The following is a 25,727-nucleotide window of genomic DNA, read 5'->3' on the forward strand; positions in this document are numbered from 1 at the left end:
CACAAGGTACGGAGAATAATATGAAACGTGCGTTTATTATGGTGCTGGACTCGTTCGGCATCGGTGCTACCGAAGACGCAGAGCGCTTCGGAGATGTCGGCTCTGATACCCTCGGTCACATCGCGGAGGCTTGCGCTAAAGGCGAAGCTGACAAAGGCCGTAAAGGCCCCCTGAACCTGCCTAACCTGACTCGTCTTGGGCTGGTAAAAGCTCATGAAGGCTCCACCGGCAAAGTGGCAGCAGGCATGGACGGTAACGCAGAAGTTATCGGCGCTTACGGCTGGGCACACGAGCTTTCTTCCGGCAAAGACACCCCGTCTGGCCACTGGGAAATCGCCGGCGTGCCGGTTCTGTTTGACTGGGGATATTTCAGCGACCACGACAACAGCTTCCCGCAGGAGCTGCTGGACAAACTGGTCAAGCGTGCCAACCTGCCGGGCTACCTCGGCAACTGCCACTCTTCCGGGACAGTGATCCTGGACGAGCTGGGTGAAGAGCACATGAAAACCGGGAAACCGATTTTCTATACCTCCGCTGACTCCGTGTTCCAGATTGCCTGCCACGAAGAAACCTACGGCCTGGATAAGCTTTATGAGCTGTGTGAAATCGCGCGCGAAGAGCTGACCGAAGGCGGCTACAACATTGGCCGCGTTATCGCGCGTCCGTTTGTTGGCGATAAAGCGGGTAACTTCCAGCGTACCGGCAACCGTCACGACTTAGCGGTCGAGCCACCTGCCGCCACCGTGCTGCAGAAGCTGGTTGATGAGAAGCAGGGCCAGGTTGTTTCCGTGGGTAAAATTGCGGACATCTACGCCAACTGCGGCATCACTAAAAAAGTGAAGGCAACCGGTCTGGATGCGCTGTTCGACGCCACCATCAAAGAGATGAAAGAAGCCGGCGACGACACCATCGTGTTCACCAACTTCGTCGACTTTGACTCCTCCTGGGGCCACCGTCGCGACGTAGCCGGCTACGCGGGCGGCCTTGAGCTGTTCGACCGTCGCCTGCCAGAGCTGATGGCGCTGCTGAAAGAGGACGATATTCTGATCCTTACCGCGGACCACGGCTGTGACCCAACCTGGCAGGGTACCGACCATACTCGCGAGCACATTCCGGTGCTGATCTACGGCCCGAAAGTGAAAGCCGGTTCTCTTGGCCACCGCGAAACCTTCGCGGATATCGGCCAGACGGTAGCGAAGTACTTCGGTCTTTCCGACATGGACTACGGCAAAAACATGCTGTGATCCCTTTGGGCGGGCGGTTGCCCGCCTGATTGCTAACTTTTAAAATCAAGGAATACACAATGGCTACGCCACACATTAACGCAGAAATGGGCGATTTCGCTGACGTAGTACTGATGCCGGGTGACCCGCTGCGCGCCAAGCACATCGCGGAAACCTTCCTGGAAGACGTGCGTGAAGTGAACAACGTGCGCGGCATGCTCGGATTCACCGGGACTTACAAAGGCCGTAAGATCTCCGTTATGGGCCATGGTATGGGCATCCCATCCTGCTCCATCTACGCGAAAGAGCTAATCACCGACTTCGGCGTGAAGAAAATCATTCGCGTGGGTTCCTGCGGCGCGGTTCGTGCAGACGTTAAGCTACGCGACGTGGTGATCGGTATGGGCGCGTGTACTGACTCTAAAGTTAACCGCCTGCGCTTCAAGGATCACGACTTCGCGGCTATCGCGGACTTCGATATGGTTCGTAACGCGGTTGATGCGGCAAAAGCGCTGGGCGTTGACGCTCGCGTGGGCAACATCTTCTCTGCCGACCTGTTCTACACGCCGGATCCGTCCATGTTCGACGTGATGGAAAAATACGGCATTCTGGGTGTGGAAATGGAAGCGGCCGGGATCTACGGCGTAGCGGCTGAGTTCGGTGCAAAAGCGCTGACCATCTGCACCGTGTCTGACCACATCCGTACTCACGAGCAGACCACGGCCGCTGAGCGTCAGACTACCTTCAACGACATGATCAAAATTGCTCTGGAATCCGTCCTGCTGGGCGACAAAGAGTAAGTTTTTTTCTCGTTTAAAGGGCGCCTTAGGGCGCCTTTTTTATGCCATTTATCTATTCATTTTATTTCTTATTTTGGGTTAATCCTCTTTACCTATCTGGCATTCAAGACTATAAATCAATTCAAGTATCTATTCATTAATCTATTCACATGAGCGAACTAGCGGACCTTCTTCTTACTGGGCCTCTTCCAGCCAGAACGCTGGCCCAACGGCTGGGTATCAGCCAGGCGACTTTCTCTCGCCGGGTAGCGCTTGAGCCTGACGTTATCAAATTCGGTTCAGCTCGTGCGACGCTGTACGGATTAAAACACCCGGTAAGGCAGCACCGCGAATTTCAGCTCTGGCAGATTGACGACGTCGGTAAAGCCTGGGTATTTGGTGTGCTTTATCCCGTGTGGCCGAAAGGCAGTTGCCTCGTTGTGCATCACAACGGCGACAGCCGCTGGTTTGACGGGTTGCCCTGGTACCTGACCGATCTCCGACCTCAGGGGTTTTTGGGGCGGGCCTGGGGGCGTGAGTTAGCTAAAGACAGCGATTTGCCGGAAGATATTCGGCTATGGCGAGAAGAGGATGTGCTCCTGGCGCTCTCTGTGCAGCGGCAGGAAAATCTGGGTGGCTGGCTGGTGGGCGAAGAGAGTTATCGCCTGTGGACAGAGAAAGACGTTCCCGAAGCCATTCCTCATAATGAACGCCTGAAGGTTTACGCTGAGCTTGCTCACAGGGCGATAGACGGTGAAATTGTCGGCTCATCCGCCGGAGGCGAGCAGCTTAAATTCACCTGCTACAGTGAAACGCTTCGCGGGCCACGACATGCTCTTGTGAAGTTCACCCCGGCTATGCGGAACGATAACCAGCGTCGATGGGCGGATCTACTGGCCGCTGAGGCCAGTGCTTTAACGCTGCTAAATGATGTAGGGATTGCTGCCGCACGGTGTGATCTACTTTCGACGGTTAGCGGGCAGGTCTTTCTCGAAGTTGAGCGCTTTGACTGCGTGGGCGTTTTCGGGCGGCGCAGTATTGTCTCTCTTGAAAGCGTGCAAAGTGAATATGCGGCGGGCGTGCTTAGCTGGCCTAAAGCCGTGATGCGTCTAAAAGAAGAGGGGATGGTTGAGGCCGCCACGCTTCGGCAGGTGCAGCGCATTTGGGCATTTGGCCGACTGATTGGTAACAGCGATATGCATGCCGGGAACCTCTCTTTCTTTCTCTCTGACCGTCCGCTTGAGCTCACACCGGTCTACGATATGCTGCCTATGGCCTGGGCTCCGGGCAGTTCAGGCAATATGCGAACAGGCTGCATTGAGATTAATATTGATGCCGACGTCCCCGGCGAAGTGTGGCTCGAGATGCAGCCTTGGGCGCAGCGCTACTGGCAGGAGCTTAGCCTGAATGTGATGCTGAGCGAGCCATTCCGGCAAATTGCGGCGGGAATGGCTGAGCAAGTCGAGCGGTTAAGCGAGCGGCTTCGGCGGCTCGCTTAACGAACCGCCTGAGCAATCCAGGCTGAAAGCTCTCTCAGTTCGGCTTCCTGTTCCGGGAAGCTGTAAATCAGCGTTTCGCACTCCTGCTGCAGCAAAATACTGCGGTACAGGCAGCCTTTTAACCGGGTGGCCAGCGCTTCAAGCGGGGCAGGATTCAGGCTATCGGTGAACACCTGGGCGCGGGTGATATGCCCTTTTTCGACGTCAAAATGTAGCTCAACGCCCCCCCAGGTAAATCGGTTGTCCAGCAGGTGCGTAAAGGCCGGAGCCTGGCCAAAATTCCACTCCCAGCTGCTCTGGCGGGCAAAAGTCTCGGCAAACCCTGGCAGATTGGGGAGCGCTTTCGGGGAGATATGCTCGGCTTCCACACGCTCGCCGTAGTGAGCGAAGAAAGCCTCCGTTATCGCCTCGGCTATCTGCTCGTGGGTCAGGCCTGGCTCGATGTCGCTGAGGTTGGCGACCCGGCTTCTTACGGATGTAATGCCTTTGGCCTGGAGCTTTTTCGGATCGGGATTGAGGTAGTTTGCCAGGCGGCTCAGATCGGCATTCAGCAGCAAAGTGCCGTGATGGAAGCCGCGATCCAGAGTTTCCCGGTAGGCGGAACCTGAAATCTTGCGCGTACCTTCGGCGGTTTCGACCTCAAGGTCGTTGCGCCCGGATGCGGTGGCTTCCAGCCCAAGGCTCGCCAGGGCGTTCAGTACGATAGCCGTGGAAATACTCTTGTCGTATTCGGGTTTGCCGGCCATAAAAGTGAAGCAGGTGTTGCCCAGGTCGTGGAACACCGCGCCACCGCCGCTGCTGCGCCTTGCCAGCCGAACGTTATCTTGCTCCATGCGCCCGGTATTGCACTCTTTCCACGGATTCTGGGCGCGGCCAATCACCACCGTATCTGCATTACGCCATAGAAACAGAACCCGCTGAGTGGCGGGCATCTGCCGAAAAATAGTCTCTTCAACGGCCAGGTTAAACCACGGGTCGTAAGAGTCAGAGATTAGTAAACGCAAAGTCGACATAACAAAGATCCTTTTCCCAGAAGAATGGCGTCATCTTAGCATGACGCCATCTCGGCGAATTTACTGAGGGAGCTTTACTTAGGCTCGTCTTCCTCTTTTACTTTCGTATTGGCGGTAAGCAGGAACGGTGATTGCTGCCAGCGGGTGCGCTTGCCGTGCAGCAGCGTGCGGGTCAGCACAATACCGATCGCGACGGCGAGCAGCAGCATCAGGCGCAGAATATTGGTGGTGTTGTCCACTTGCTTAGCTTCGGTGGCAAGCGTGTGGGTATCCAGGGTAATGCGCAGGTAGCCGATAGGCCCGCTTTTATCGGTGATAGGTTCGACGATTTGCTGGTTGAAGTAGCTGCCAGCTTTTTGGCCGTCCAGCGCCAGGCGATCGCGAACCTCAATGTTTTCCCCCGCGCGCGCAATTTGGTCACCTTCGCTGTCGTACACGGCGGCATCCAGAATACGGCTATCCTTAGTCAAAAGGTTAAGCACGGTGGAGATGCGTTTTTCATCCGGATTCTCAGTTTTCATGACGGGAACCAGATTAAACGCGACCTGACGGGAGAGGGTACGGGCCAGCTCTTCTAACTGAACGTTTCGCGCCTGCTGGCTGCCCCGGCTGAACCAGGACGCGCCCTGCATTAGCGCCACCAAAAGTGCGAGGCAGGACAGCACAATCACTGCGCGGTGGAGCCGAAATTTAAATTTTACCCGAACCATGATGCACCTTTGGAAAATTGCTTACTTTAATGTTGCCAGAAGCAAGGCGGACAAGGTAGCCTCATGCGTTGTTTTTACCCGGATACCCTGCATTCTTCAAAGGGCAGAAGCTCAGGCTTTACGCCAGCGCGAGGAGAAAAATCCCTTGCCATCAGCCCGCAATCCGACTGCAAAAGGGTATGTTTACTTGATTCTGGAGCCGCAATGCCAAACAGTTTGACCTGGTGCGATTTGCCTAACGATGTTTCACTTTGGCCTGGGTTGCCGCTTTCCCTGAGCGGCGACGAAGTGATGCCGCTGGACTACCGCGCTGGCCGCAGTGGCTGGCTCCTGTACGGGCGTAATCTGGACAAGCAGTGTCTGACCAAATACCAGCGCAAGCTGGGGGCGGCGATGGTGATTGTGACCGCCTGGTGCGTGGAAGATTATCAGGTTATTCGCCTGGCCGGCTCTTTAACGCCGCGCGCGACCAAGCTTGCGCATGAAGCCGGGCTGGACGTGGCGCCGCTGGGCAAAATCCCACATTTGAAAACGCCTGGTCTGCTGGTCATGGACATGGACTCCACCGCCATTCAGATCGAGTGTATCGACGAGATCGCCAAACTGGCGGGAACGGGTGAAATGGTGGCTGAAGTCACCGAACGCGCAATGCGCGGCGAGCTGGACTTTACCGCCAGCCTTCGCCAGCGTGTGGCGACCCTGAAGGGCGCGGATGCGAATATTTTACGCCAGGTTCGCGACGAGCTACCGCTGATGCCGGGGCTAAAATCTCTGGTACAAAATCTCGATACGCTGGGTTGGAAAGTGGCGATTGCCTCTGGCGGGTTTACCTTCTTCGCCGAATACCTGCGCGACACATTAAACCTGACGGCGGTGGTCGCCAACGAACTTGAAATTTGCGACGGCAAGCTGACCGGCGAAGTGCTGGGGCAAATTGTGGACGCGAAGTTCAAAGCGGTCACTTTGAAGCGCCTGGCCGAAAAATATGAAATCCCCGCCGCGCAAACCGTTGCGATTGGCGACGGGGCCAATGATTTACCGATGATCCACGCCGCAGGCCTGGGGATTGCCTATCACGCTAAGCCGAAGGTGAACGAGAAGAGCGAAGTCAGTATCCGCCATGCGGATCTGATGGGCGTGTTCTGCATCCTTTCCGGCAGCCTGATTCAGGAAGAACGTTAACAAGAGGTATAAAGGTGGCGAAAGCTCCAAAACGCGCATTTGTTTGTAACGAGTGTGGTGCGGATTACCCGCGCTGGCAGGGGCAGTGCAGCGCCTGTCACGCGTGGAATACCATTACCGAAGTGCGCATCGCCGCTTCTCCGCAGGTTGCCCGCAACGAGCGCCTCTCCGGCTATGCCGGGAGCGCGGGCGTCAGCCGCGTACAAAAGCTTTCGGACATCAGCCTGGAAGAACTGCCGCGCTTCTCCACCGGTTTTAAAGAATTTGACCGGGTGCTGGGCGGCGGCGTAGTGCCGGGCAGCGCCATTCTGATCGGCGGTAACCCCGGCGCAGGGAAGTCAACGCTGCTGCTGCAAACGCTCTGCAAGCTGAGCGAGCAAATGAAAACCCTGTACGTCACTGGCGAAGAGTCGCTTCAGCAGGTGGCGATGCGCGCGCATCGGTTAGGCCTGCCGACGCAAAACCTCAATATGCTGTCGGAAACCAGCATCGAACAGATCTGTATGATCGCTGAGGAAGAGCAGCCGAAGCTGATGGTGATCGACTCGATCCAGGTCATGCACATGGCGGACGTGCAGTCTTCGCCGGGCAGCGTGGCCCAGGTGCGTGAAACTGCGGCCTACCTGACGCGTTTTGCGAAAACGAAAGGCGTGGCGATCGTGATGGTCGGGCATGTCACGAAAGACGGTTCTCTTGCGGGGCCAAAAGTTCTCGAACACTGTATCGACTGTTCAGTCATGCTAGATGGCGACGCCGATTCCCGCTTCCGTACCCTGCGCAGCCATAAAAACCGCTTTGGGGCGGTGAACGAGCTGGGCGTGTTCGCGATGACCGAGCAGGGACTGCGTGAAGTCAGCAACCCGTCGGCCATTTTCCTTAGCCGGGGCGATGAAGTGACGCCGGGCAGTTCGGTGATGGTGGTTTGGGAAGGAACTCGTCCGCTGCTGGTTGAGATTCAGGCGCTGGTGGATCAGTCCATGATGTCCAACCCTCGCCGCGTAGCCGTTGGCCTGGAGCAAAACCGCCTGGCGATTCTGCTGGCCGTACTCCACCGTCACGGCGGCCTGCAAATGGCCGATCAGGACGTGTTTGTGAACGTGGTGGGCGGCGTAAAGGTTACCGAAACCAGCGCCGACCTGGCGCTGCTGCTGGCGATGGTTTCCAGCCTGCGCGACAGAGCCTTGCCGCAGGATTTAGTCGTATTTGGGGAAGTCGGGCTGGCGGGTGAAATCCGCCCGGTACCCAGCGGCCAGGAGCGTATTTCCGAAGCGGCGAAACACGGCTTTAAGCGCGCAATTGTGCCCCAGGCCAATGTACCGAAAAAAATTCCTGAAGGGATGCAGGTCTTCGGCGTGAAAAAACTTGCTGATGCGCTTTCTGTATTCGACGACTTATAATTGAGTAACTTGCGGGAACCGTTCCCGCTTCGGCAGGAGGCAGCGCGTGTCGTCATTCGACTATATTAAAACGGCTATTCGTCAGCAGGGCTGTACTTTACAGCAGGTGGCGGATGCCAGCGGCATGACTAAAGGCTACCTGAGCCAGTTACTGAACGCGAAAATCAAAAGCCCCAGCGCGCAAAAACTGGAGGCGTTGCACCGCTTCCTTGGGCTGGAATTCCCGCGTCGCGAAAAGAAAGTCGGCGTGGTGTTCGGTAAGTTTTATCCGCTACATACCGGGCATATCTACTTGATCCAGCGCGCCTGTAGCCAGGTGGACGAGCTGCATATCATCATGGGCTATGATGAGCCCCGCGACCGCGCGCTGTTTGACGATAGCGCGATGTCCCAGCAGCCAACCACCGGTGACCGCCTGCGCTGGCTGCTGCAAACTTTTAAATATCAGAAGAATATCCGCATTCACTCCTTTAACGAGGAGGGAATGGAGCCTTATCCCCACGGCTGGGACGTCTGGAGCCGGGGGATTAAAGCGTTTATGGACAGCAAAGGTATTTCGCCAGACCGGATCTATACCTCGGAAGAAGGGGACGCCGCGAAGTTTACCGAACACCTCGGGATCGAAACGGTGGTGGTCGATCCAAAGCGAACCTTTATGAACATCAGCGGCACACAAATCCGTGAAAACCCGTTCCGCTACTGGGAATACATTCCTACTGAAGTAAAACCGTTCTTTGTGCGCACGGTGGCGATACTTGGCGGCGAGTCGAGCGGGAAGTCGTGGATGGTGAACAAGCTTGCCAACATCTTCAATACCACCAGCGCCTGGGAATACGGGCGGGATTACGTTTTCTCGCACCTGGGCGGTGACGAAATGGCGCTTCAATATTCCGACTACGACAAAATTGCCATCGGCCATGCGCAGTACGTCGATTTTGCGGTGAAGTACGCCAATAAAGTGGCGTTTATCGACACCGACTTTGTGACCACTCAGGCCTTCTGCAAGAAGTATGAAGGCCGCGAGCACCCGTTTGTACAGGCGCTGATCGATGAGTACCGCTTTGATCTGGTTATCCTGCTGGAAAATAATACGCCGTGGGTGGCTGACGGTTTACGCAGCCTCGGCAGCGATGTGGACAGAAAATCGTTCCAGAACCTGCTGGTGGAGATGCTCAAAGAGAACAACATCGAGTTTATTCACGTCGAAGAGTCCGACTATGACTCGCGCTTCCTGCGCTGTGTGGATCTCGTGAAAGATATGATGGGCGAGCAGCGGTAAAGCGTACGCTGGCCCTCACTCTAACCCTCTCCCAGAGGGAGAGGGAATAAACAATATTATGTGTCGTTTTTCTCCCTCGCCCTCTGGGAGAGGGCCGGGGTGAGGGGAAAAGTACTACGGGTGAACTCACCATAAAAAAGGCACCGTGAAGGTGCCTTTTGCATTTACTTGGTTACGCGCTTGTACTTGATGCGTTTTGGCTCCAGGGCATCTGAGCCGAGGGTACGCTTCTTGTACTCTTCGTATTCGGTGAAGTTCCCTTCGAAGAATTCGACTTTACCTTCATCCTGGTAATCCAGAATGTGGGTAGCGATGCGGTCCAGGAACCAGCGGTCGTGCGAGATAACCATCGCGCAGCCCGGGAACTCCAGCAGGGCGTTTTCCAGCGCTCGCAGGGTTTCGATATCCAGGTCGTTGGTTGGTTCATCGAGCAGCAGAACGTTACCGCCAACCTGCAGCAGCTTCGCCAGGTGCAGACGACCGCGCTCACCGCCGGACAGCTCGCCCACGCGTTTGCCCTGGTCGACGCCTTTGAAGTTAAAGCGGCCAACGTAGGCGCGGCTTGGCATCTCGGTGTTGCCGATACGCATAATATCCTGGCCGCCGGAGACTTCTTCCCAGACGGTTTTGCTGTTGTCCATGGCGTCACGGAACTGGTCAACGGAAGCCAGTTTCACGGTCTCGCCGAGGGTGATAGAGCCGCTGTCAGGCTGTTCCTGACCGGACATCATGCGGAACAGGGTAGATTTACCCGCGCCGTTCGGACCGATGATGCCGACGATGGCGCCTTTCGGTACGGAGAAGCTCAGATCGTCAATCAGCAGGCGGTCGCCGTAAGATTTACGCAGGTTGTTAACTTCCACCACTTTATCCCCCAGACGTGCGCCAGGTGGAATAAACAGTTCGTTGGTTTCGTTACGTTTCTGGTATTCGGTGTTGTTCAGCTCTTCGAAGCGTGCCAGACGGGCTTTGCCCTTAGACTGACGGCCTTTAGCGCCCTGACGAACCCACTCCAGCTCTTTCTCAATGGATTTACGGCGAGCCGCTTCCGTTGAGGCTTCCTGCGCCAGGCGCTGATCTTTCTGCTCCAGCCAGGAGGAGTAGTTACCTTCCCATGGAATACCTTCCCCACGGTCAAGCTCGAGGATCCAGCCGGCGACGTTGTCGAGGAAGTAACGGTCGTGGGTGATCGCCACCACGGTGCCCTCGAAGTCGTGCAGGAAGCGTTCCAGCCATGCCACGGATTCTGCATCCAGGTGGTTGGTTGGTTCGTCGAGCAACAGCATGTCTGGTTTTTCCAGCAGCAGGCGGCAAAGCGCAACGCGGCGGCGTTCACCCCCGGACAGCTTCTCGATTTTTGCATCCCAGTCCGGCAGGCGCAGGGCATCGGCGGCGCGCTCCAGCTGCACGTTCAGGTTATGACCGTCGTGCGCCTGGATGATTTCTTCATACTTGCCTTGCTGCGCGGCCAGCTTATCGAAGTCCGCGTCCGGCTCGGCGTATTTGGCGTAGACTTCGTCCAGGCCTTTCAGCGCGTTAACCACTTCGGAAACCGCTTCTTCTACGGACTCACGTACGGTGTGTTCCGGGTTCAGCTTTGGTTCCTGCGGCAGGTAGCCGATCTTGATGCCTGGCTGTGGACGGGCTTCGCCTTCGATATCGGTATCGATGCCGGCCATGATGCGCAGCAGGGTGGATTTACCGGCACCGTTCAGACCCAGTACGCCGATTTTGGCGCCAGGGAAGAAGCTGAGCGAAATATTTTTCAGAATATGTCGTTTCGGCGGGACAACTTTGCCGACACGATGCATGGTATAAACGAATTGAGCCACAGTGCGACTTTGCCTCTTTTATCGTGATGTAAGATGGTACTTAACAAAGGCGAAGTGTAGCCGTTTTCACGGTCTAATCCCAGCGGGGTATCGTGCTTCTGCCGCGCAGGACGCCTTTATACGCTTCATGACCAAAATATCCCTTCCGGACGTGGCGTATTGCGTCTCCCCTGGTTAGCATGAATGCATTCGCTTATTGCAGCGCAGGCATGATGCCGTCAGGAAAATAATGAGGAGAAGGTGTGGTAAAAGCCAAACAAGTCGTATGGCAGTTGCTTGCCGCGGGCGTTAGCCTGGTGATGTTAAACGGTGCGGTACGTGCAGATTCTCTCGATGAGCAGCGCAACCGCTACGCGCAAATTAAACAGGCCTGGGATAACAAGCAAATGGACGTGGTGCAGCAGCTCATGCCCACGCTGCAGACCTATCCCCTTTATCCTTATCTTGAATACCGCCAGCTCACCGATGACCTGATGAATGAGCCGACCGTGGCGGTGGCCCAATTTATCCAGGCGAACCCAACTTTGCCTCCGGCGCGAACCTTAAGCTCCCGCTTTGTTAACGAGCTGGCAAGGCGGCAGGACTGGCAAGGTTTGCTGGCCTTTAGCCCCGAGCCGCCTGCCACTAACGAAGCAAAATGTAATTACTACTTTGCCAAATGGAATACCGGGCAAGCGGATGCCGCCTGGGCCGGTGCGAAAGAACTTTGGCTGACGGGAAAGAGCCAGCCATCAAGCTGTGATGCGCTGTTTTCGGCGTGGCGAGCTTCCGGCACGCAGGATCCGCTGGCTTACCTTGAGCGAATTCGCCTGGCGATGAAAGAGGGGAATACCTCGCTGGTGAACGCGCTGGCGAACCAGATGCCAGCGGAATATCAGACTATCTCCAGCGCCCTGGTCAGCCTGCAAAATAATCCTGGCACGGTGCTGACCTTCGCTAATACGGTGGGGGCGACGGATTTCACTCGTCAGGCGGCCGCTATCGCCTTTGCAAGCGTTGCCCGTCAGGATGTAGAGAATGCTCGCCTGATGATCCCGTCCCTGGCTCAGGCACAGAAATTGACCGAGGAGCAGGTGCAGGAATTGCGTGACGTTGTGGCCTGGCGATTGATGGGCAGCGACGTAACGGATGAACAGGCTCGCTGGCGGGATGACGCCATTATGCGTTCCCAGTCCACCTCGTTGATTGAGCGGCGCGTGCGCATGGCGCTGGGTGCGGACGATCGCACAGGCCTGAATACCTGGCTGGCGCGTTTGCCAATGGAAGCCAAAGAGAAAGACGAATGGCGCTACTGGCAGGCTGATTTACTGCTGGAGCGGGGACGTGAAGACGAAGCGAAAGGTATTCTTCGTGCCCTGATGCAGCAGCGTGGTTTCTACCCGATGGTTGCCGCCCAGCGGCTTGGGGAGGAATACCCCCTGCGCGTGGATAAAGCCGAGCCTGTTAATCCTGCGCTGGTGCAGGGGCCTGAAATGGCCCGCGTCCGCGAGCTGATGTACTGGAATATGGACAACACCGCGCGGAGCGAATGGGCAAATCTGGTCACCAGCCGCAGCAAGCAGGAGCAGGCCGGGCTGGCGCGCTATGCTTTTGAGCAGGACTGGTGGGATCTCAGCGTGCAGGCAACCATTGCCGGCAAGCTATGGGACAACCTCGAAGAGCGCTTCCCGCTGGCTTATAAAGACACCTTTGCCCGCTACGTTAGCGGCAAAACTGTGCCACAAAGTTATGCCATGGCGATTGCCCGCCAGGAAAGTGCCTGGAACCCGAAAGTGCGTTCCCCGGTGGGGGCAAGCGGCCTGATGCAGATCATGCCGGGCACCGCCACCCATACGGTGAAGATGTTCAGTATTCCAGGCTACAGCAGCCCGGTGCAGCTTCTGGATCCTGACACCAACATCAATATTGGCACTAGCTACCTGCAGTATGTGTTCCAGCAGTTTGAGAACAACCGTATCTTTGCTTCCGCCGCCTATAACGCAGGGCCGGGGCGCGTGCGGACCTGGCTGGGTAACAGCGCAGGGCGGATTGACGCCATCGCATTCGTGGAAAGCATTCCGTTCTCTGAGACGCGTGGCTATGTGAAAAACGTGCTGGCCTACGATGCCTATTACCGCCATTTCATGGGGCAGCCGGACAAGATTCTGTCTGACAGCGAGTGGCAGCGACGTTACTGATTGCGCAGAGAGTATGTTATGCTGCCGTACTAGTTAAAGAGTATGGTGGCCTGACATGACTCAGCTCTCTCAGTATTCGGCGGAACAGGCCGAGCAAAGTAATAAAGAGTGGCTCCGCTTTGTGGGGCTGTTACAGCAAGCTTTTGGGCAGGAGCTTCACATGCCTCTGCTGACGCTGCTGTTGACGCCGGATGAGCGTACGGCGTTAGGCACGCGAGTACGCATCATCGAAGAGTTGTTGCGCGGTGAGCTTAGCCAGCGTGAGCTGAAGAATGAACTGGGCGCGGGGATTGCAACCATCACCCGCGGCTCTAACAGCCTGAAAGCTGCGCCGACGGAGCTACGGGCGTGGCTGGAAAAAGAGCTGCTGCAGGGTGGCAGCTCAAACCGCTAAATATTTTCCCGGCAGTAAATTTCGTTATGAAATGGACTTAGCGCCAGAATCACCGCCTGATGGTAAACGCTACTACGCGTGAGCTTTCCGGCGGTGAACACCCCAATCGCTCCCTCTTTACGCCCAATCTCATTGATACCCGTATAGTCGGACATCACCGGCCCCAGAGCGTGGCCTGCGCTGACTTTTTGCAGAATGATGTCTGGCAGCGGCAGGGTCGCCGAACGGGCTTCGCCGCGCTGCTGCCGATTCTCGATCACCACCCAACTGAAGGTACTCCCTTCGTCGATACCGGCCTCAATAGCGACCCAAAAGTCGGCATCTGGTCTGATCTCCCGGGCATTCGCTACTCTGCATCGTGCGCCAGTTCGCGTTTCCTGACTACCAAAGGGCTGCTCCGGCACGCCACTATCGACGACCACGGGCTCAATATGGCAGGATCCTTCGCCATAAATCTCGCTAAACGCCTGCAGAATCGCCTGAATTTTGGCGGGATTGGTTGTTGCAGCTACGACATGGTTCATAATAAGTCAGAACTCTCGATATTTCGTGACCGGAGTATAACGGAAAAAACGCATGTTACAGGTATACCTTGTTCGTCATGGCGAAACGCAGTGGAATGCTGAGCGCCGCATTCAGGGGCAGTCAGACAGCGCGCTGACTGAAAACGGAGAACGTCAGGCCTGGCAAGTGGCCGAACGAGCCAGAGCCCTTGGCATCACCCACATTATCAGCAGCGATTTAGGCCGTACTCGCCGCACCGCAGAGATCATCGCCGAAGCCTGCGGCTGCGAGATTATCCTGGATTCCCGCCTGCGTGAGCTCAATATGGGCGTGCTTGAACGCCGCAAAATGGACTCGCTAACCGAAGAGGAAGAGGGCTGGCGGCGGCGCTTAGTTGACGGCACGCCGGACGGGCGTATTCCCGAAGGCGAAAGCATGCTGGAACTGAGTAACCGCATGCACGAAGCCCTGAACGCCTGCCGGGAGCTGCCGGCCGGAAGCCGGCCGCTGCTGGTGAGTCACGGTATGGCGCTGGGCGGACTGGTGAGTACGATTCTTGGCTTACCGGCATGGGCGGAACGTCGACTGCGTCTGCGCAACTGCTCGATTTCCCGCGTGGATTATCAGCACAGCCCGTGGCTGGCGTCTGGATGGGTGGTTGAAACAGCAGGAGACATCTCGCACCTTGATGCCCCTGCTCTGGATGAAATCCAGCGTTAACGGCGAACCGGGATCAGGTATTCACAGCGGATATGCATCGGCACATCCTGATCCCGCGTTTCATCCTGAGGATAGAAACGTTCGATGTCCTGACCTTTACGGCGCGTCAGGTTGAGTGATGGCATGCAGGTGCCATAAACCGTCAGGATAAAGTCCTGCAGCCCGGTGCCCAGCCCTTCGTAGTTAAATTGAACATAATCCCCCCCTTCCAGCACCACCGGATGTGAATCCGGCAGGAAACCATTCGCCAGCTCAGGCGTGAGCGCCGTGGTGTAGAAGACTTCCTGCTCGTCGTCTTTTTCCGAGCTTGGGCGAGGCTCATGCAGGCCGTATAACACCCGCGGGATGGTCGGTGAGTTGCCGAGGAACTGCGTCCAGAACTGGATGCGCATCTCATTACGGAAGTCGGAGATTTGCTCCAGCGTGCAGCTGTAGCTTTGCGTGACCCCAACCAGATGCGTTTCCGGCATCGTGATGAAGTGGGCCTGCGGCGGCGTAAACTCGCCGAGACGCAGCGGCGGGCGCATACCGAAGGCGCTCCAGTCAGGAGAACGACGGTAGAGTGCCGGCGTTTGAGCAAACTGCTTTTTAAAGGCACGAGTAAACGTCTGCTGCGAGTCAAAGCGGTACTGAAGCGCAATATCGAGAATAGGGCGCGCAGTCAGGCGCAGAGCAACGGCGGATTTGGAGAGTCGGCGGGCGCGAATATAGGCACCAATAGCGTGCCCGGTAACCTCTTTAAACATCCGTTGTAAATGCCACTTGGAATAACCTGCTTTTGCCGCCACATTATCAAGGGCGAGAGGCTGGTCGAGGTGGCCCTCCAGCCAGCTAAGAAGATCGCGAATGATCCCAGCCTGATCCATAAAATATCCTCATCCATACAAGCGAATGCCTGTTTACTAAGGTAGCGGATAATAGCATTTTTGTAGTTTATGCATTCACCGTTTTTATTTAACAAGTTGTGCCAAATTTGCCGATTATGGAGGCAGGTTTTGCTAATAATGTGATATTCAACGGTTTTTTGTCCAATTGTTGAATAGTCCCGTAGGGTAATTTTTATACAATGGTAACAATATGAAATATAAAGCTTTAGCACTTTGCAGTGCGCTTCTGGCCGTAAGCTACGGTGCGAGCGCGGAGCAGATCGGATCGGTGGACACCGTGTTTAAAGTCTTTGGTCCCGACCACAAGATTGTCGTCGAGGCGTTTGACGATCCTGATGTGAAGAATGTGACCTGTTATATCAGCCGCGCAAAAACCGGGGGTATCAAGGGCGGCCTCGGATTAGCTGAAGACACGTCTGATGCGGCCATTTCCTGCCAGCAGGTAGGCCCGGTTGAGCTCAGCGATAAGATAAAAGCGGGTAAAGCGCAGGGCGATGTAGTGTTCCAGAAGCGAACTTCGCTGGTGTTTAAAAAGCTGCAGGTGGTGCGTTTCTATGATGCGAAGCGCAATGCGCTGGCCTACCTTGCCTACTCTGATCGGGTCGTAGAAGGCTCTCCTAAGAACGCCATCAGCGCGGTACCGATTATTCCGTGGGGTAAATAATCTGTGCACTGGCGCTGAGCGGATGCATTCACGCATGGCCGCATGAGAAGCCTGATGTATTTCTAATGCATCAGGCTTGTCAGTTCTTACCTTCCTTATTAGTGTGTTATGACCGTGCCGTTGCCTTCTAAGGCTTCTTTGATGCAGATCGAGCCTCTACCGCCCCTGAATACCCTTATCGCCTTCGAATGCGTGGCCCGCTATGGCAACATTTCTCGTGCGGCGGAGGAGTTAAACCTGACGCAAAGCGCGACCAGCCGGCAAATTCTGCAGCTGGAAGAGATGCTCGGCTGCAAGCTCTTTACCCGAACCCAGCGGCGAGTGCTGCTCACGCCACGCGGTGAAGCTTATGCCGAGCGGGTCAGGCAGCAGCTGGCGGCGCTGTCGCATGCCACGGCAGAAGTGATGGGCTGGACCGGGTTGCCACAGGTCACTATCGCCTGTACCAGCGCTATGAGTTCGCTGTGGCTGTCATCCCGGCTTTCTGCCCTGCATCGTGAGCTGCCAGATTTGCAGATTCGCATGAAAATTACCGACAACTTCTCGGAGCTGCGCTCATCGGAATTTGATCTGGCTATTTTTTACCTGCGAAGCGTGCCCGTCGGTTTTCACGCCACGCCGCTCTTCGATGAAGTCTGTTACCCCATGTGCTCCCCGGCTTTTCTGTCCCGCATAGGTTCAGACGCACCGGCGGAAGCGCTGCTGCAGCACACGCTGCTGATTCAGGACGATCCCCAGCGGGAGTGGACCGGGTGGAGCGACTGGTTTGCTTCGCAAAATGTTTTGAGCTTTGTGCCAGGGCAAACCTGGCGAGCCAATAACTATCCGTTTTTGGTGGAGACGGCGGTGCGCGGCGACGGGATATTACTCGGCTGGGAAGGGCTGGTGCAGGATTATCTTAACCGGGGCGAGCTTGTCGCGGCGCACTCTGGCAAGCTGGCCGCCGCCAGTAAATGTTTCCTGCTTATCCCCCAGGATCGCTACATGAAGCCGATTGTTCGCCATGTGATGAGCTGGTTGCAGCGCCAATCTTTGACGGAATAAGCAGAAAATAGATGTAAATCACATAAGACGATTATTTTAATATTTTGGTCATCAATAAATTATCTGCTTATTTTATTAGCCATAACGTTTTCTTATACAATACGACGGGAAATAAGTGATGAATCACATTTAATCCTTTGGTTTATTTATCGTCTCTAAATCCAAAGGCACTATTTTATTTTTCATCTCTGCGCGTCGACGATAAGAAGTATGCATACCTACAAGTGTGAAAACCAGCCACATCGACTGCGATATTACCGACGCTAAATTAAAATCATGGCTAAGAGAATACAGCCCGCCCACGCAGCCTGCGATGTTGAGTGCGGCATAACCATTTGAATCTATTGATAGTCTTCGTATTTGGACCAGGGCGTATGCCAGCAGGTAACAAAACACGCCAATTAAACCTACAAGGGTATGCAGTTCCACTTTTTCTTTCCTGATGTGACTCCGTGAACGGGAAATTATCTTTTTTGCCGTGGTTCTGCCGTGCATTTTTTTCATAGTCTGATACGAAAAACTCATGCCTCAGTGTTTAGCTGTTTTGATATAAATCATAAATAGATGTGCTATGGCATCTGGCCGGTGGTCAGACAAACAAATAATAACGGAGAAAAATAAATGAAAGACGATCGTTCAGACGAAAAAAAATACCTGCAAGGCGTGAGCATGAGCCGCCGTTCATTTATCAATACGGCGGCGCTGATTGGTATGGGCAGTGCGTTATCGCTGTCGCCGCTGGCGGGTTTTGCTGCCGAAGCGACGCCTAAAAAAGGGGGCGTGCTGAAGCTGGGCATGTCGGGCGGCAATACCAGCGATTCTCTGGATCCCACGCTCTTTAGCGACTGGGTGCCGCTTAACCAGGCATACATGCTGATGAACGGTCTGGTGGAAATTGATGAGAATAACCAGGCCACGCCGGAGCTACTGGAAAGCTGGGAAGCGAAGCCGGGCGCGCAGGAGTGGACCTTTAAAGTGCGTCAGGGCGTGACCTTCCACAACGGCAAGGCGCTTACCGTGGAAGACATCCTTTACTCGATTAACCTCCACCGTGGCGATCAGTCTCGCAGCGCCATTAAAACGCAGCTGGCGGCCATCAAAGATCTGAAGAAGAGCGGTGAGAACGAAATTACCCTGACGCTGGACAGCGGCAACGCCGACTTGCCGTTCCTGCTGGCGGACTACCACCTCGTTGTGGTGCCGGACGGTTTTACCGACTGGAAACACCCGATTGGCACCGGCGGCTTCGTCTTTGATCAGTACCAGCCGGGCGTGCGTTCCTATTTCAAACGTAATCCCAATTACTGGAAGCCAAACCGCGCGTTTGTGGACGCCGTTGAAGTGCTGGTGATCAACGATGCGACCGCGCGTACCAACGCCCTTATTTCCGGCCAGGTCCACGCCATCAACCGCGTGGACTTTAAGACCGTCGATTTCCTGAAGCGCAGCCCGGCGCTGAACATCGTGCGGGCGGCCGGCGGGCAGCATTTCACCTTCCTGATGGACTGCCGCGTAGCACCGTTCAACAACAATGACGTTCGGACGGCGATTAAATACGGCATCGATCGCGAGAAATTACTGGCCACCGTGCTGCGGGGTTACGGCACGCTGGGCAACGATCATCCGATCCCGAAAACCGATCGCTTCTTCAATAAAAGCCTGGAACAGCGCGCCTACGATCCTGACAAGGCTAAGTTCTTCCTGAAAAAAGCCGGGCTAAGCGCGCTGCCGCTTGAGCTGTCGTCCTCTGATGCTGCCTTTGCCGGGGCATTGGATGCCGCCGCATTGTTCCAGGGGGAAGCCGCTGCAGCGGGGATTCAGGTCAGCATCAAACGCCAGCCGGCAGACAGCTACTGGGATGACGTCTGGATGAAAGCGCCGTTTAGCATGGGCTACTGGGGCGGGCGTCCAACGGCGGATCAGATGTTCTCCACCGCCTGGCAATCCACCGCCAAATGGAACGATACCCACTGGAAGAATGACAAGTTCGACAGCCTGCTGATTCAGGCGCGATCGCTGCTTGATGACCAAAAGCGGGCAGAGATCTACGGGGAGCTGCAAAGCATTGCCCGGGATGACGGCGGCGCGATGATCCCGCTGTTTGGCGACTATCTGGACGCCACCAGCAAAAAAGTCGGCGGTGTGAAACCTCATCCGCTCTTCAACTTTATGGGTGGCCGCCTGGCTGAACGCGTCTGGCTGGAGTCGTAATGAAAAAACAGATCCTTCATCGTTTATTGCTGGGCGTGCTGACGCTGTGGCTGGTTTCGGTTCTGATCTTCGTCGGCACCGAGCTGTTGCCCGGCGACGTGGCGAGCGCCATCCTCGGCCAAAACGGCACGCCGGAAACCATCGCCGCGCTGCGTCTCCAGCTTGGGCTGGATCAGCCGGCGGTTTATCGCTATCTGCATTGGCTGTCCGGCGTCTTGCACGGTGATTTAGGCACTTCGCTTGCCAACAACCAGCCTATTGGCGCCGAGCTGCTGCCTCGTCTGGCGAACACGCTGTTTCTTGCGCTATATGCCGCGCTGATCGCGATTCCGTTGGCGGTCGTATTGGGGATTGCTTCTGCGGTGTGGCGAGGCTCCTGGTTTGACCGCCTGGCGAACACGCTGACGCTGATGAGCATTTCGGTGCCGGAGTTTTTTGTCGGCTACGTGCTGGTGATCTTCTTTGCGATTCGCCTGGCCTGGTTCCCCAGCCTCGCGCTGGTCGACCCGGATGCCAGCCTGCTCGACAGGCTCTATGCCTGTACGTTGCCGATGCTGACGCTGGTGCTGGTGGTGCTGGCGCACATGCTGCGCATGACGCGCGCTTCAGTCGGCGCGGTGATGTCCAGCAGCTATATCGAAACGGCGCTGCTAAAAGGACTTTCCCGCTGGCGCATTGTGCTCAGCCACGCGCTGCCCAACGCGCTCGCGCCAATCATCAACGTGATTGCTTTCAACCTGGCCTATCTGGTGGTGGGCGTCATCCTGGTTGAGGTGGTCTTTGTTTATCCGGGCATCGGGCAACTGATGGTGGATGCGGTGACAAAACGAGATTTGCCGGTGGTGCAGGCCTGCGGGCTGCTTTTTGGCGGGACTTATATCCTGCTGAATACGGCGGCAGATCTGCTGGCCATTTGGTGTAACCCACGACTGCGGCATGCGAGGTAGGCCATGAAAAATATCAAAATTCGCACGGTGCCGCTGTCGGCAATATTGGGGTTGACCATCATCGCCGTCAATTTGATTGCCGCACTTTTTGCGCCCTGGCTGGCACCGCACAGCGAAACGGCTCAGGTGGGTGACATCTGGATGCTGCCGTCGAGTTCGATGCCGTTCGGCACCGACAGTCTGGGACGTGACATGCTGTCGCGTATTCTGTTTGGTGCCCGAACCACCATTGCGATTGCGCTGGCGATCACCGCTATTTCGTTTGTGGTGGGCATTATTACCGGTTTTACCGCCGCGATTTACGGGCGCTGGGTGGACGTCGTGCTCACCCGCATCGTCGATACGCTGATGTCGATCCCGGTGCTGATCCTGGCGCTGATCGTCCTGTCCGTGCTGGGGACCTCTATTCCGGTGCTGGTCGGAACCATTGCGCTATTAGACGCGACTCGCGTTTTCCGTCTTGCTCGTCTGGTCGCGCAGGGGATCGTTTGCCTTGAATATGTTGAGGCGGCGCGCCTGCGTGGGGAAGGGCTGTGGTGGATCGTCCGTAAAGAGTTTCTGCCTAACGCAATGCCGCCGCTGCTGGCGGAATTCGGCATGCGCTTCTGCTTTACCTTCCTGTTTATTGCCGGGCTGAGTTTCCTTGGGCTGGGCATTCAGCCACCGTGGGCGGACTGGGGCAGCATGGTGCGTGACAACGCGCAGGCCATCAATTTTGGCCAGTTTGCTCCGCTGTACCCCGCTGCGGCGATTGCCCTGCTGACGATCGGCGTCAACCTGGTGGTCGACTGGCTGCTGGTGCGTAACAACCTTTCGCTGGGAGAAGAGGGATGACACAACCGATTTTACAGATGCGTGATTTACGCATTGAAACCGAGCAGGGGCTGCCGCTGGTGAAAGGCGTCTCTCTCAGCCTGATGCCTGGCGAAGTTCTGGGGCTGATTGGCGAGTCCGGCGCGGGGAAATCAACTATCGGTCTTGCGGCCCTGGGCTATGCCCGACCTGGCTGCCGGATTGCGGGCGGTGAAGTGCTGGTGGGCGGGCAAAATATTGTGGCGCTATCCAGCAAAGAGAAACGTGAGTTTCGCGGTAAGCGCGTGGCCTATGTGGCGCAGAGCGCCGCCGCCGCGTTCAACCCGGCGCTGACCATCGGCAAGCAGGTTTGTGAAGGGCCGCTTCGCCATGGCCTGATGAGTCCGGAAGAAGCCCAGGCCTGGGCCGTGACGCTGTTTAAAGCGCTTGATCTCCCGGAGCCTGAAGCTATCGGCCAGCGCTATCCACATCAGCTCTCGGGCGGGCAGCTGCAGCGGGCGATGGCGGCGATGGCGATGTCCTGCAAGCCTGATGTCCTGGTCCTTGATGAACCAACCACCGCGCTGGATGTGACGACGCAAATCGAAGTGCTGGTGATGCTGCGCAAACTGGTCAGAGAGTTTAATACCGCCGCGCTGTATATCACTCACGATCTGGCGGTTGTCGCACAGATTGCCGACCGCATTATGGTGCTGCGACAGGGGAGCGAAGTGGAGTGCGGCAGCACCGTCGATATTCTGCAGAATCCAACAGAAAGCTACACGCAGCGGCTGGTGTCCGAACGCGCCCACGCTTTAACGCCGGTGCATGCCGGAAGTAAACCTGAAGGGCAACTACTGGCGTTGAATAATCTCTCTACGGGCTACAACGGTAAAACGGTCGTCCACAACGTTTCCCTCAGCATTGCCAAAGGAGAAACGATGGCCATTATCGGCGAGTCCGGGAGCGGGAAGAGTACGCTGGCCCGGGCGCTCTGCGGCCTGCTGACTGACACGAAAGGCAGCGTTACCTTTGTTGGCAAGGTGCTGGCCAACCGTTACCCGCAGCGTGATAAAGAGACGCTGCGCCGTATCCAGATGATCTATCAGTTGCCCGATGTGGCGCTTAACCCAAGGCAAACCGTGCTGGAGGCGATTGGCCGCCCGGTAGCGTTCTATTTTGGCCTTGATAAACAGCAGGTTCGCGCGCGGGTTCTGGAACTCCTGAAACTGACTGAACTCCCTGATTATCTGATTGATCGCTATCCTGGCTCGCTTTCCGGGGGGCAGAAGCAGCGCGTGTGTATTGCACGAGCGCTGGCCGCGAAGCCCGATCTTATCATCTGCGATGAAGCAACCTCCGCCCTTGACCCGCTGGTGGCGGAAGAAGTGTTGAAATTGCTGAGAAACCTGCAGGAACAGCTGGGGCTGTCTTATCTGTTTATCACCCACGACCTGAGCACGGTAAAACGCATTGCTCAGCAGGTTGCCGTGATGTATCAGGGCAACGTCGTCGCACAGGGCCCAACCGCGCAGGTATTCAGCGCACCAATGCACAGTTACACCGAAAAACTGCTGACTTCCGTGCCGGAAATGCGCCCTTCCTGGCTGGATGAGGTGCTGGGTCAGCGTCAGTTAAACGCGATGGCAGGAGCTTCATGAAAACTCTTATTACGCAATTCCCTCACAGCGTGAGCGTGACGGAACATTTGTGGATTGTTTTGAAAGACGGAACTCGGCTGGCGGCGCGTATGTGGCTACCTTTATCGGCTTCGCAGCAGCCGGTGCCCGCCATTCTGGAGTACATTCCCTACCGCAAGCGCGACGGAACGCGTACCCGGGATGAGCCGATGCACGGCTATTTTGCCGGGAATGGCTATGCGGTGCTGCGGGTAGACATGCGCGGCAGCGGGGATTCTGATGGGCTGATGGCCGATGAATATCTTTTGCAGGAGCAAGAAGATGCGCTGGAGGTGATCGACTGGATCAGCCGCCAGGGCTGGTGCAACGGCGCCGTGGGCATGATGGGTAAATCCTGGGGCGGCTTTAACTGCCTGCAGCTGGCGGCTCGCCGCCCTCCGGCACTGAAAGCCATTATCACCGTTTGCTCGACGGACGATCGTTACAACGACGATATCCACTATAAAGGCGGCTGCCTGCTGAATGACAATTTGTGGTGGGGCGGCATTATGCTGGCCTACCAAAGCCGCCCGCAGGATCCGGAGCTGGTCGGGGAGGGCTGGTATCAGGCCTGGCTGAATCGCCTTGAAAATATGCCTTTCTTCCCGGCGCTGTGGATGGAACATCCGCTGAAAGATGATTACTGGAAGCACGGCTCCGTGGGGGAAGACTGGCAGGCCATTACCTGCCCGGTGATGGCGGTGGGCGGCTGGGCGGATTCCTACAGCAACGCGGTTTTCCGCCTGATGGATAATCTTAACGTCCCGCGCAAGGCGATCCTCGGCCCGTGGGCGCATATTTATCCTCAGGATGGCTCGCCTACGCCGGCCATCGGTTTTCTGCAGGAGGCTGTGAGCTGGTGGGACCGCTGGTTGAAACAGATCGATAACGACGTGCTGGATGGCCCGCGCGTCCAGGCCTGGCTCAACGACAGCCAGCGACCTGATTCGCAGCGGCCGCAGGCCTTTGGGGAGTGGATTGCCATTGAGAACGATACCGACGCTGAAACCTTCCCTCAGCGCTGGCATCTGCAGCCTGGCCGGCTGGTGACATCGCCTTTAGTCGATGAATACCGGCAGGACATCCGTAGCGTGCAGAATCACGGGTTGTTCGCCGGAGAGTGGATGGGCGCGGGTGTGCTGGGGGAAAGTCCAAGCGATCAGCGAATGGATGACGGACTGGCCGAAAGTTTCGACAGCGCCCCGCTGAGCGAAAGCCTGGCGATTTACGGTTTCCCGCAGTTTAACGTCACGCTTTCCAGCGATAAACCTGCGGCCATGCTGTATGTCCGCCTGTCAGACATTGCACCTGACGGAGCATCAACCCGCGTCAGCCACGGCTGGGTGAATCTGAGTCATTTGCAGGGGCAGGAGCAGAACGTGGCGCTGGTGCCGGGCGAAAAGGTCAATGTTACCGTGCAGCTGGACGGCATCGCCTGGCGCTTTGCTGCCGGGCACCGGCTACGGGTTTCTCTCGCGACTACCTTCTGGCCGATGATCTGGCCGATGGCTGAAAATGCGACGCTTAGTGTTGATCTGGCCAGCGCTCAACTGCAATTGCCGGTTTGCCGGGAAGTGAAGCCGATTGCTGGCCCGAATCCGCATCCTGAAACGGCAGCCAATACGCCGCTGACAATCCTCTCTCCAGGGCGGGTCGATCGCGAACTGCGCTATGACGTGGTGAAAGACAGCTGGCAGAGCATCAGTCAGGGCGTGGGCGGTGTTTTTGGCGAGGGCGTGTATCGGTTTGATGATATCAATACCACCGTCGATCATAGCCTTAGGCGCCAGTTGACTGTGCAAAACAGCGATCCTCTCTCGGCGCATTACCTGCTGACTCAGAACATGAAAATCGGCCGGGAAGGCTGGTGGACGGACACAGATATTGTGCTGGAGATGCGCAGTGACCTGACGCATTTTATCGTCAGTGGAAAGATGACGGTTCAACACAATGGGGACGTGGTCTTTACCCGGGACTGGAATGAACGCATTTCCCGCTGAAAGACAGGCATAAAAAAGGGCTGACAGAAGTCAGCCCTTTTCGTTATTTCTCACCGCTTATTCCTGCAGATCGCCGCAGAAACGGTAGCCTTCGCCGTGGATGGTGGCGATAATTTCAGGCGTATCCGGCGTGGATTCGAAATGTTTACGAATGCGGCGAATGGTCACATCGACGGTACGGTCATGCGGCTTCAGCTCGCGACCGGTCATTTTTTTCAGCAGCTCGGCACGAGACTGAATTTTGCCCGGGTTTTCACAGAAGTGCAGCATCGCACGGAATTCACTGCGCGGCAGCTTATACTGTTCACCGTTCGGGCTAACCAGAGAGCGGCTGTTGATGTCCAGCTCCCAGCCGTTGAATTTGTAACTTTCAACGGAACGACGTTCTTCGCTGATGGCCCCTAAATTCATGGTGCGGGACAGCAGGTTACGTGCACGAATAGTCAATTCACGCGGGTTGAAAGGTTTGGTGATGTAGTCATCCGCACCGATTTCAAGACCGAGAATCTTGTCTACTTCGTTGTCACGACCCGTCAGGAACATCAGCGCCACGTTAGCCTGCTCGCGCAATTCACGCGCCAGCAGCAGGCCGTTTTTACCCGGCAGGTTGATGTCCATAATGACGAGGTTAATGTCATTATCGGCAAGGATTTGATGCATCTCTGCGCCATCGGTCGCTTCAAAAACATCATAGCCTTCCGCTTCAAAAATGCTTTTAAGCGTGTTGCGTGTTACTAATTCGTCTTCGACGATAAGAATGTGCGGGGTCTGCATGTTTGCTACCTAAAATTGCC

General features: G+C 56.3%; 23 protein-coding genes. 16 read left to right on the forward strand and 7 right to left on the reverse strand.

What is annotated here, in order from left to right; translation table 11 throughout:
- Positions 1 to 20: 20 nt before the first annotated feature.
- From deoB to yjjJ, 3 genes are all read left to right on the forward strand, one after another.
- A complete protein-coding gene (deoB, locus tag WFN87_RS07665; protein ID WP_008460097.1) occupies positions 21 to 1,244 on the forward strand; it encodes a phosphopentomutase in 1,224 nt (407 codons plus the stop codon).
- Positions 1,245 to 1,303: 59 nt separating this feature from the next.
- Positions 1,304 to 2,023 carry a purine-nucleoside phosphorylase gene (deoD, locus tag WFN87_RS07670; RefSeq protein ID WP_008460099.1) on the forward strand — a complete coding sequence of 240 codons (720 nt, stop codon included), beginning with the start codon at positions 1,304 to 1,306 and terminating at the stop codon, positions 2,021 to 2,023.
- A 149-nt stretch (positions 2,024 to 2,172) separates the two neighbouring features.
- Positions 2,173 to 3,501: a type II toxin-antitoxin system HipA family toxin YjjJ gene (yjjJ, locus tag WFN87_RS07675; RefSeq protein WP_166993467.1), complete on the forward strand. Its 1,329-nt coding sequence runs from the start codon at positions 2,173 to 2,175 to the stop codon at positions 3,499 to 3,501.
- On the opposite strand, the gene lplA is transcribed toward yjjJ, so the two are convergent.
- Positions 3,498 to 4,514 carry a lipoate--protein ligase LplA gene (gene lplA, locus WFN87_RS07680; RefSeq protein ID WP_336982780.1) on the reverse strand — a complete coding sequence of 339 codons (1,017 nt, stop codon included), beginning with the start codon at positions 4,512 to 4,514 and terminating at the stop codon, positions 3,498 to 3,500. The two genes, yjjJ and lplA, sit on opposite strands and share 4 nt — an antisense overlap.
- Positions 4,515 to 4,588: 74 nt before the next feature.
- Complete coding sequence (locus WFN87_RS07685) at positions 4,589 to 5,224, reverse strand: YtjB family periplasmic protein (RefSeq protein ID WP_166993471.1); 636 nt, start codon at positions 5,222 to 5,224, stop codon at positions 4,589 to 4,591.
- Between the two features lie 204 nt (positions 5,225 to 5,428).
- Between WFN87_RS07685 and serB the strand changes: the two genes are divergently transcribed.
- Genes serB through nadR form a run of 3 tightly spaced genes read left to right on the forward strand, consistent with a single transcriptional unit; the run spans position 5,429 to position 9,082 of the window.
- Positions 5,429 to 6,406: a phosphoserine phosphatase gene (serB, locus tag WFN87_RS07690; protein WP_166876931.1), complete on the forward strand. Its 978-nt coding sequence runs from the start codon at positions 5,429 to 5,431 to the stop codon at positions 6,404 to 6,406.
- A gap of 14 nt (positions 6,407 to 6,420) precedes the next feature.
- Positions 6,421 to 7,803 (forward strand): DNA repair protein RadA, encoded by a 1,383-nt coding sequence (gene radA, locus WFN87_RS07695; RefSeq protein WP_008460107.1) that lies wholly within the window; start codon positions 6,421 to 6,423, stop codon positions 7,801 to 7,803.
- 46 nt (positions 7,804 to 7,849) lie between these two features.
- Positions 7,850 to 9,082, forward strand: a complete 1,233-nt coding sequence (gene nadR / locus WFN87_RS07700) for a multifunctional transcriptional regulator/nicotinamide-nucleotide adenylyltransferase/ribosylnicotinamide kinase NadR (protein WP_336982782.1) — start codon at positions 7,850 to 7,852, stop codon at positions 9,080 to 9,082.
- A 164-nt stretch (positions 9,083 to 9,246) separates the two neighbouring features.
- On the opposite strand, the gene ettA is transcribed toward nadR, so the two are convergent.
- Positions 9,247 to 10,914 (reverse strand): energy-dependent translational throttle protein EttA, encoded by a 1,668-nt coding sequence (ettA, locus tag WFN87_RS07705; RefSeq protein WP_008460109.1) that lies wholly within the window; start codon positions 10,912 to 10,914, stop codon positions 9,247 to 9,249.
- A 242-nt stretch (positions 10,915 to 11,156) separates the two neighbouring features.
- Between ettA and sltY the strand changes: the two genes are divergently transcribed.
- Both sltY and trpR read left to right on the forward strand, forming a co-directional pair.
- On the forward strand, positions 11,157 to 13,091 hold the full coding sequence (sltY, locus tag WFN87_RS07710) for a murein transglycosylase (protein ID WP_336982785.1): 1,935 nt from the start codon (positions 11,157 to 11,159) through the stop codon (positions 13,089 to 13,091).
- Between the two features lie 55 nt (positions 13,092 to 13,146).
- Positions 13,147 to 13,485 carry a trp operon repressor gene (gene trpR, locus WFN87_RS07715; RefSeq protein ID WP_008460111.1) on the forward strand — a complete coding sequence of 113 codons (339 nt, stop codon included), beginning with the start codon at positions 13,147 to 13,149 and terminating at the stop codon, positions 13,483 to 13,485.
- Here trpR and yjjX read toward each other — a convergent pair.
- Positions 13,482 to 14,009: an inosine/xanthosine triphosphatase gene (gene yjjX / locus WFN87_RS07720; protein ID WP_008460112.1), complete on the reverse strand. Its 528-nt coding sequence runs from the start codon at positions 14,007 to 14,009 to the stop codon at positions 13,482 to 13,484. The genes trpR and yjjX overlap by 4 nt on opposite strands.
- A gap of 52 nt (positions 14,010 to 14,061) precedes the next feature.
- Here yjjX and gpmB point away from each other — a divergent pair, with 52 nt between their 5' ends.
- On the forward strand, positions 14,062 to 14,709 hold the full coding sequence (gpmB, locus tag WFN87_RS07725) for a 2,3-diphosphoglycerate-dependent phosphoglycerate mutase GpmB (RefSeq protein ID WP_008460113.1): 648 nt from the start codon (positions 14,062 to 14,064) through the stop codon (positions 14,707 to 14,709).
- Here gpmB and robA read toward each other — a convergent pair.
- Positions 14,706 to 15,575 (reverse strand): MDR efflux pump AcrAB transcriptional activator RobA, encoded by an 870-nt coding sequence (gene robA / locus WFN87_RS07730; RefSeq protein WP_008460114.1) that lies wholly within the window; start codon positions 15,573 to 15,575, stop codon positions 14,706 to 14,708. The genes gpmB and robA overlap by 4 nt on opposite strands.
- 211 nt (positions 15,576 to 15,786) lie before the next feature.
- Between robA and creA the strand changes: the two genes are divergently transcribed.
- Positions 15,787 to 16,260, forward strand: coding sequence for a protein CreA (gene creA / locus WFN87_RS07735; protein WP_336982787.1), 474 nt, complete (start codon positions 15,787 to 15,789; stop codon positions 16,258 to 16,260).
- A gap of 141 nt (positions 16,261 to 16,401) precedes the next feature.
- Complete coding sequence (locus WFN87_RS07740) at positions 16,402 to 17,304, forward strand: LysR substrate-binding domain-containing protein (RefSeq protein WP_336818389.1); 903 nt, start codon at positions 16,402 to 16,404, stop codon at positions 17,302 to 17,304.
- A 129-nt stretch (positions 17,305 to 17,433) separates the two neighbouring features.
- On the opposite strand, the gene WFN87_RS07745 is transcribed toward WFN87_RS07740, so the two are convergent.
- Positions 17,434 to 17,733 (reverse strand): CBU_0592 family membrane protein, encoded by a 300-nt coding sequence (locus WFN87_RS07745; RefSeq protein WP_336982789.1) that lies wholly within the window; start codon positions 17,731 to 17,733, stop codon positions 17,434 to 17,436.
- A gap of 192 nt (positions 17,734 to 17,925) precedes the next feature.
- Here WFN87_RS07745 and WFN87_RS07750 point away from each other — a divergent pair, with 192 nt between their 5' ends.
- Genes WFN87_RS07750 through WFN87_RS07770 form a run of 5 tightly spaced genes read left to right on the forward strand, consistent with a single transcriptional unit; the run spans position 17,926 to position 24,933 of the window.
- The gene (locus tag WFN87_RS07750; RefSeq protein WP_166876911.1) at positions 17,926 to 19,515 is read left to right on the forward strand and encodes an ABC transporter substrate-binding protein; all 1,590 of its coding nucleotides are present in this window, start codon (positions 17,926 to 17,928) and stop codon (positions 19,513 to 19,515) included.
- Positions 19,515 to 20,462: an ABC transporter permease gene (locus tag WFN87_RS07755; RefSeq protein ID WP_008460122.1), complete on the forward strand. Its 948-nt coding sequence runs from the start codon at positions 19,515 to 19,517 to the stop codon at positions 20,460 to 20,462. Before WFN87_RS07750 ends, WFN87_RS07755 begins: the two co-directional genes overlap by 1 nt.
- A 3-nt stretch (positions 20,463 to 20,465) precedes the next feature.
- Entirely contained in the window at positions 20,466 to 21,296 is an 831-nt protein-coding gene (locus tag WFN87_RS07760; RefSeq protein WP_008460123.1) for an ABC transporter permease, read from the forward strand.
- Positions 21,293 to 22,915, forward strand: coding sequence for an ABC transporter ATP-binding protein (locus WFN87_RS07765; protein WP_336707735.1), 1,623 nt, complete (start codon positions 21,293 to 21,295; stop codon positions 22,913 to 22,915). Before WFN87_RS07760 ends, WFN87_RS07765 begins: the two co-directional genes overlap by 4 nt.
- Entirely contained in the window at positions 22,912 to 24,933 is a 2,022-nt protein-coding gene (locus WFN87_RS07770; protein WP_336982791.1) for a CocE/NonD family hydrolase, read from the forward strand. Before WFN87_RS07765 ends, WFN87_RS07770 begins: the two co-directional genes overlap by 4 nt.
- A gap of 57 nt (positions 24,934 to 24,990) precedes the next feature.
- Here the strand turns inward: WFN87_RS07770 and arcA are convergent, their stop codons facing one another.
- Entirely contained in the window at positions 24,991 to 25,707 is a 717-nt protein-coding gene (gene arcA / locus WFN87_RS07775) for a two-component system response regulator ArcA (RefSeq protein WP_008461663.1), read from the reverse strand.
- Positions 25,708 to 25,727 lie beyond the last annotated feature (20 nt).

The sequence above is a fragment of the Cedecea sp. AS113 genome (assembly GCF_037152415.1).
GTDB lineage: Bacteria > Pseudomonadota > Gammaproteobacteria > Enterobacterales > Enterobacteriaceae > Cedecea.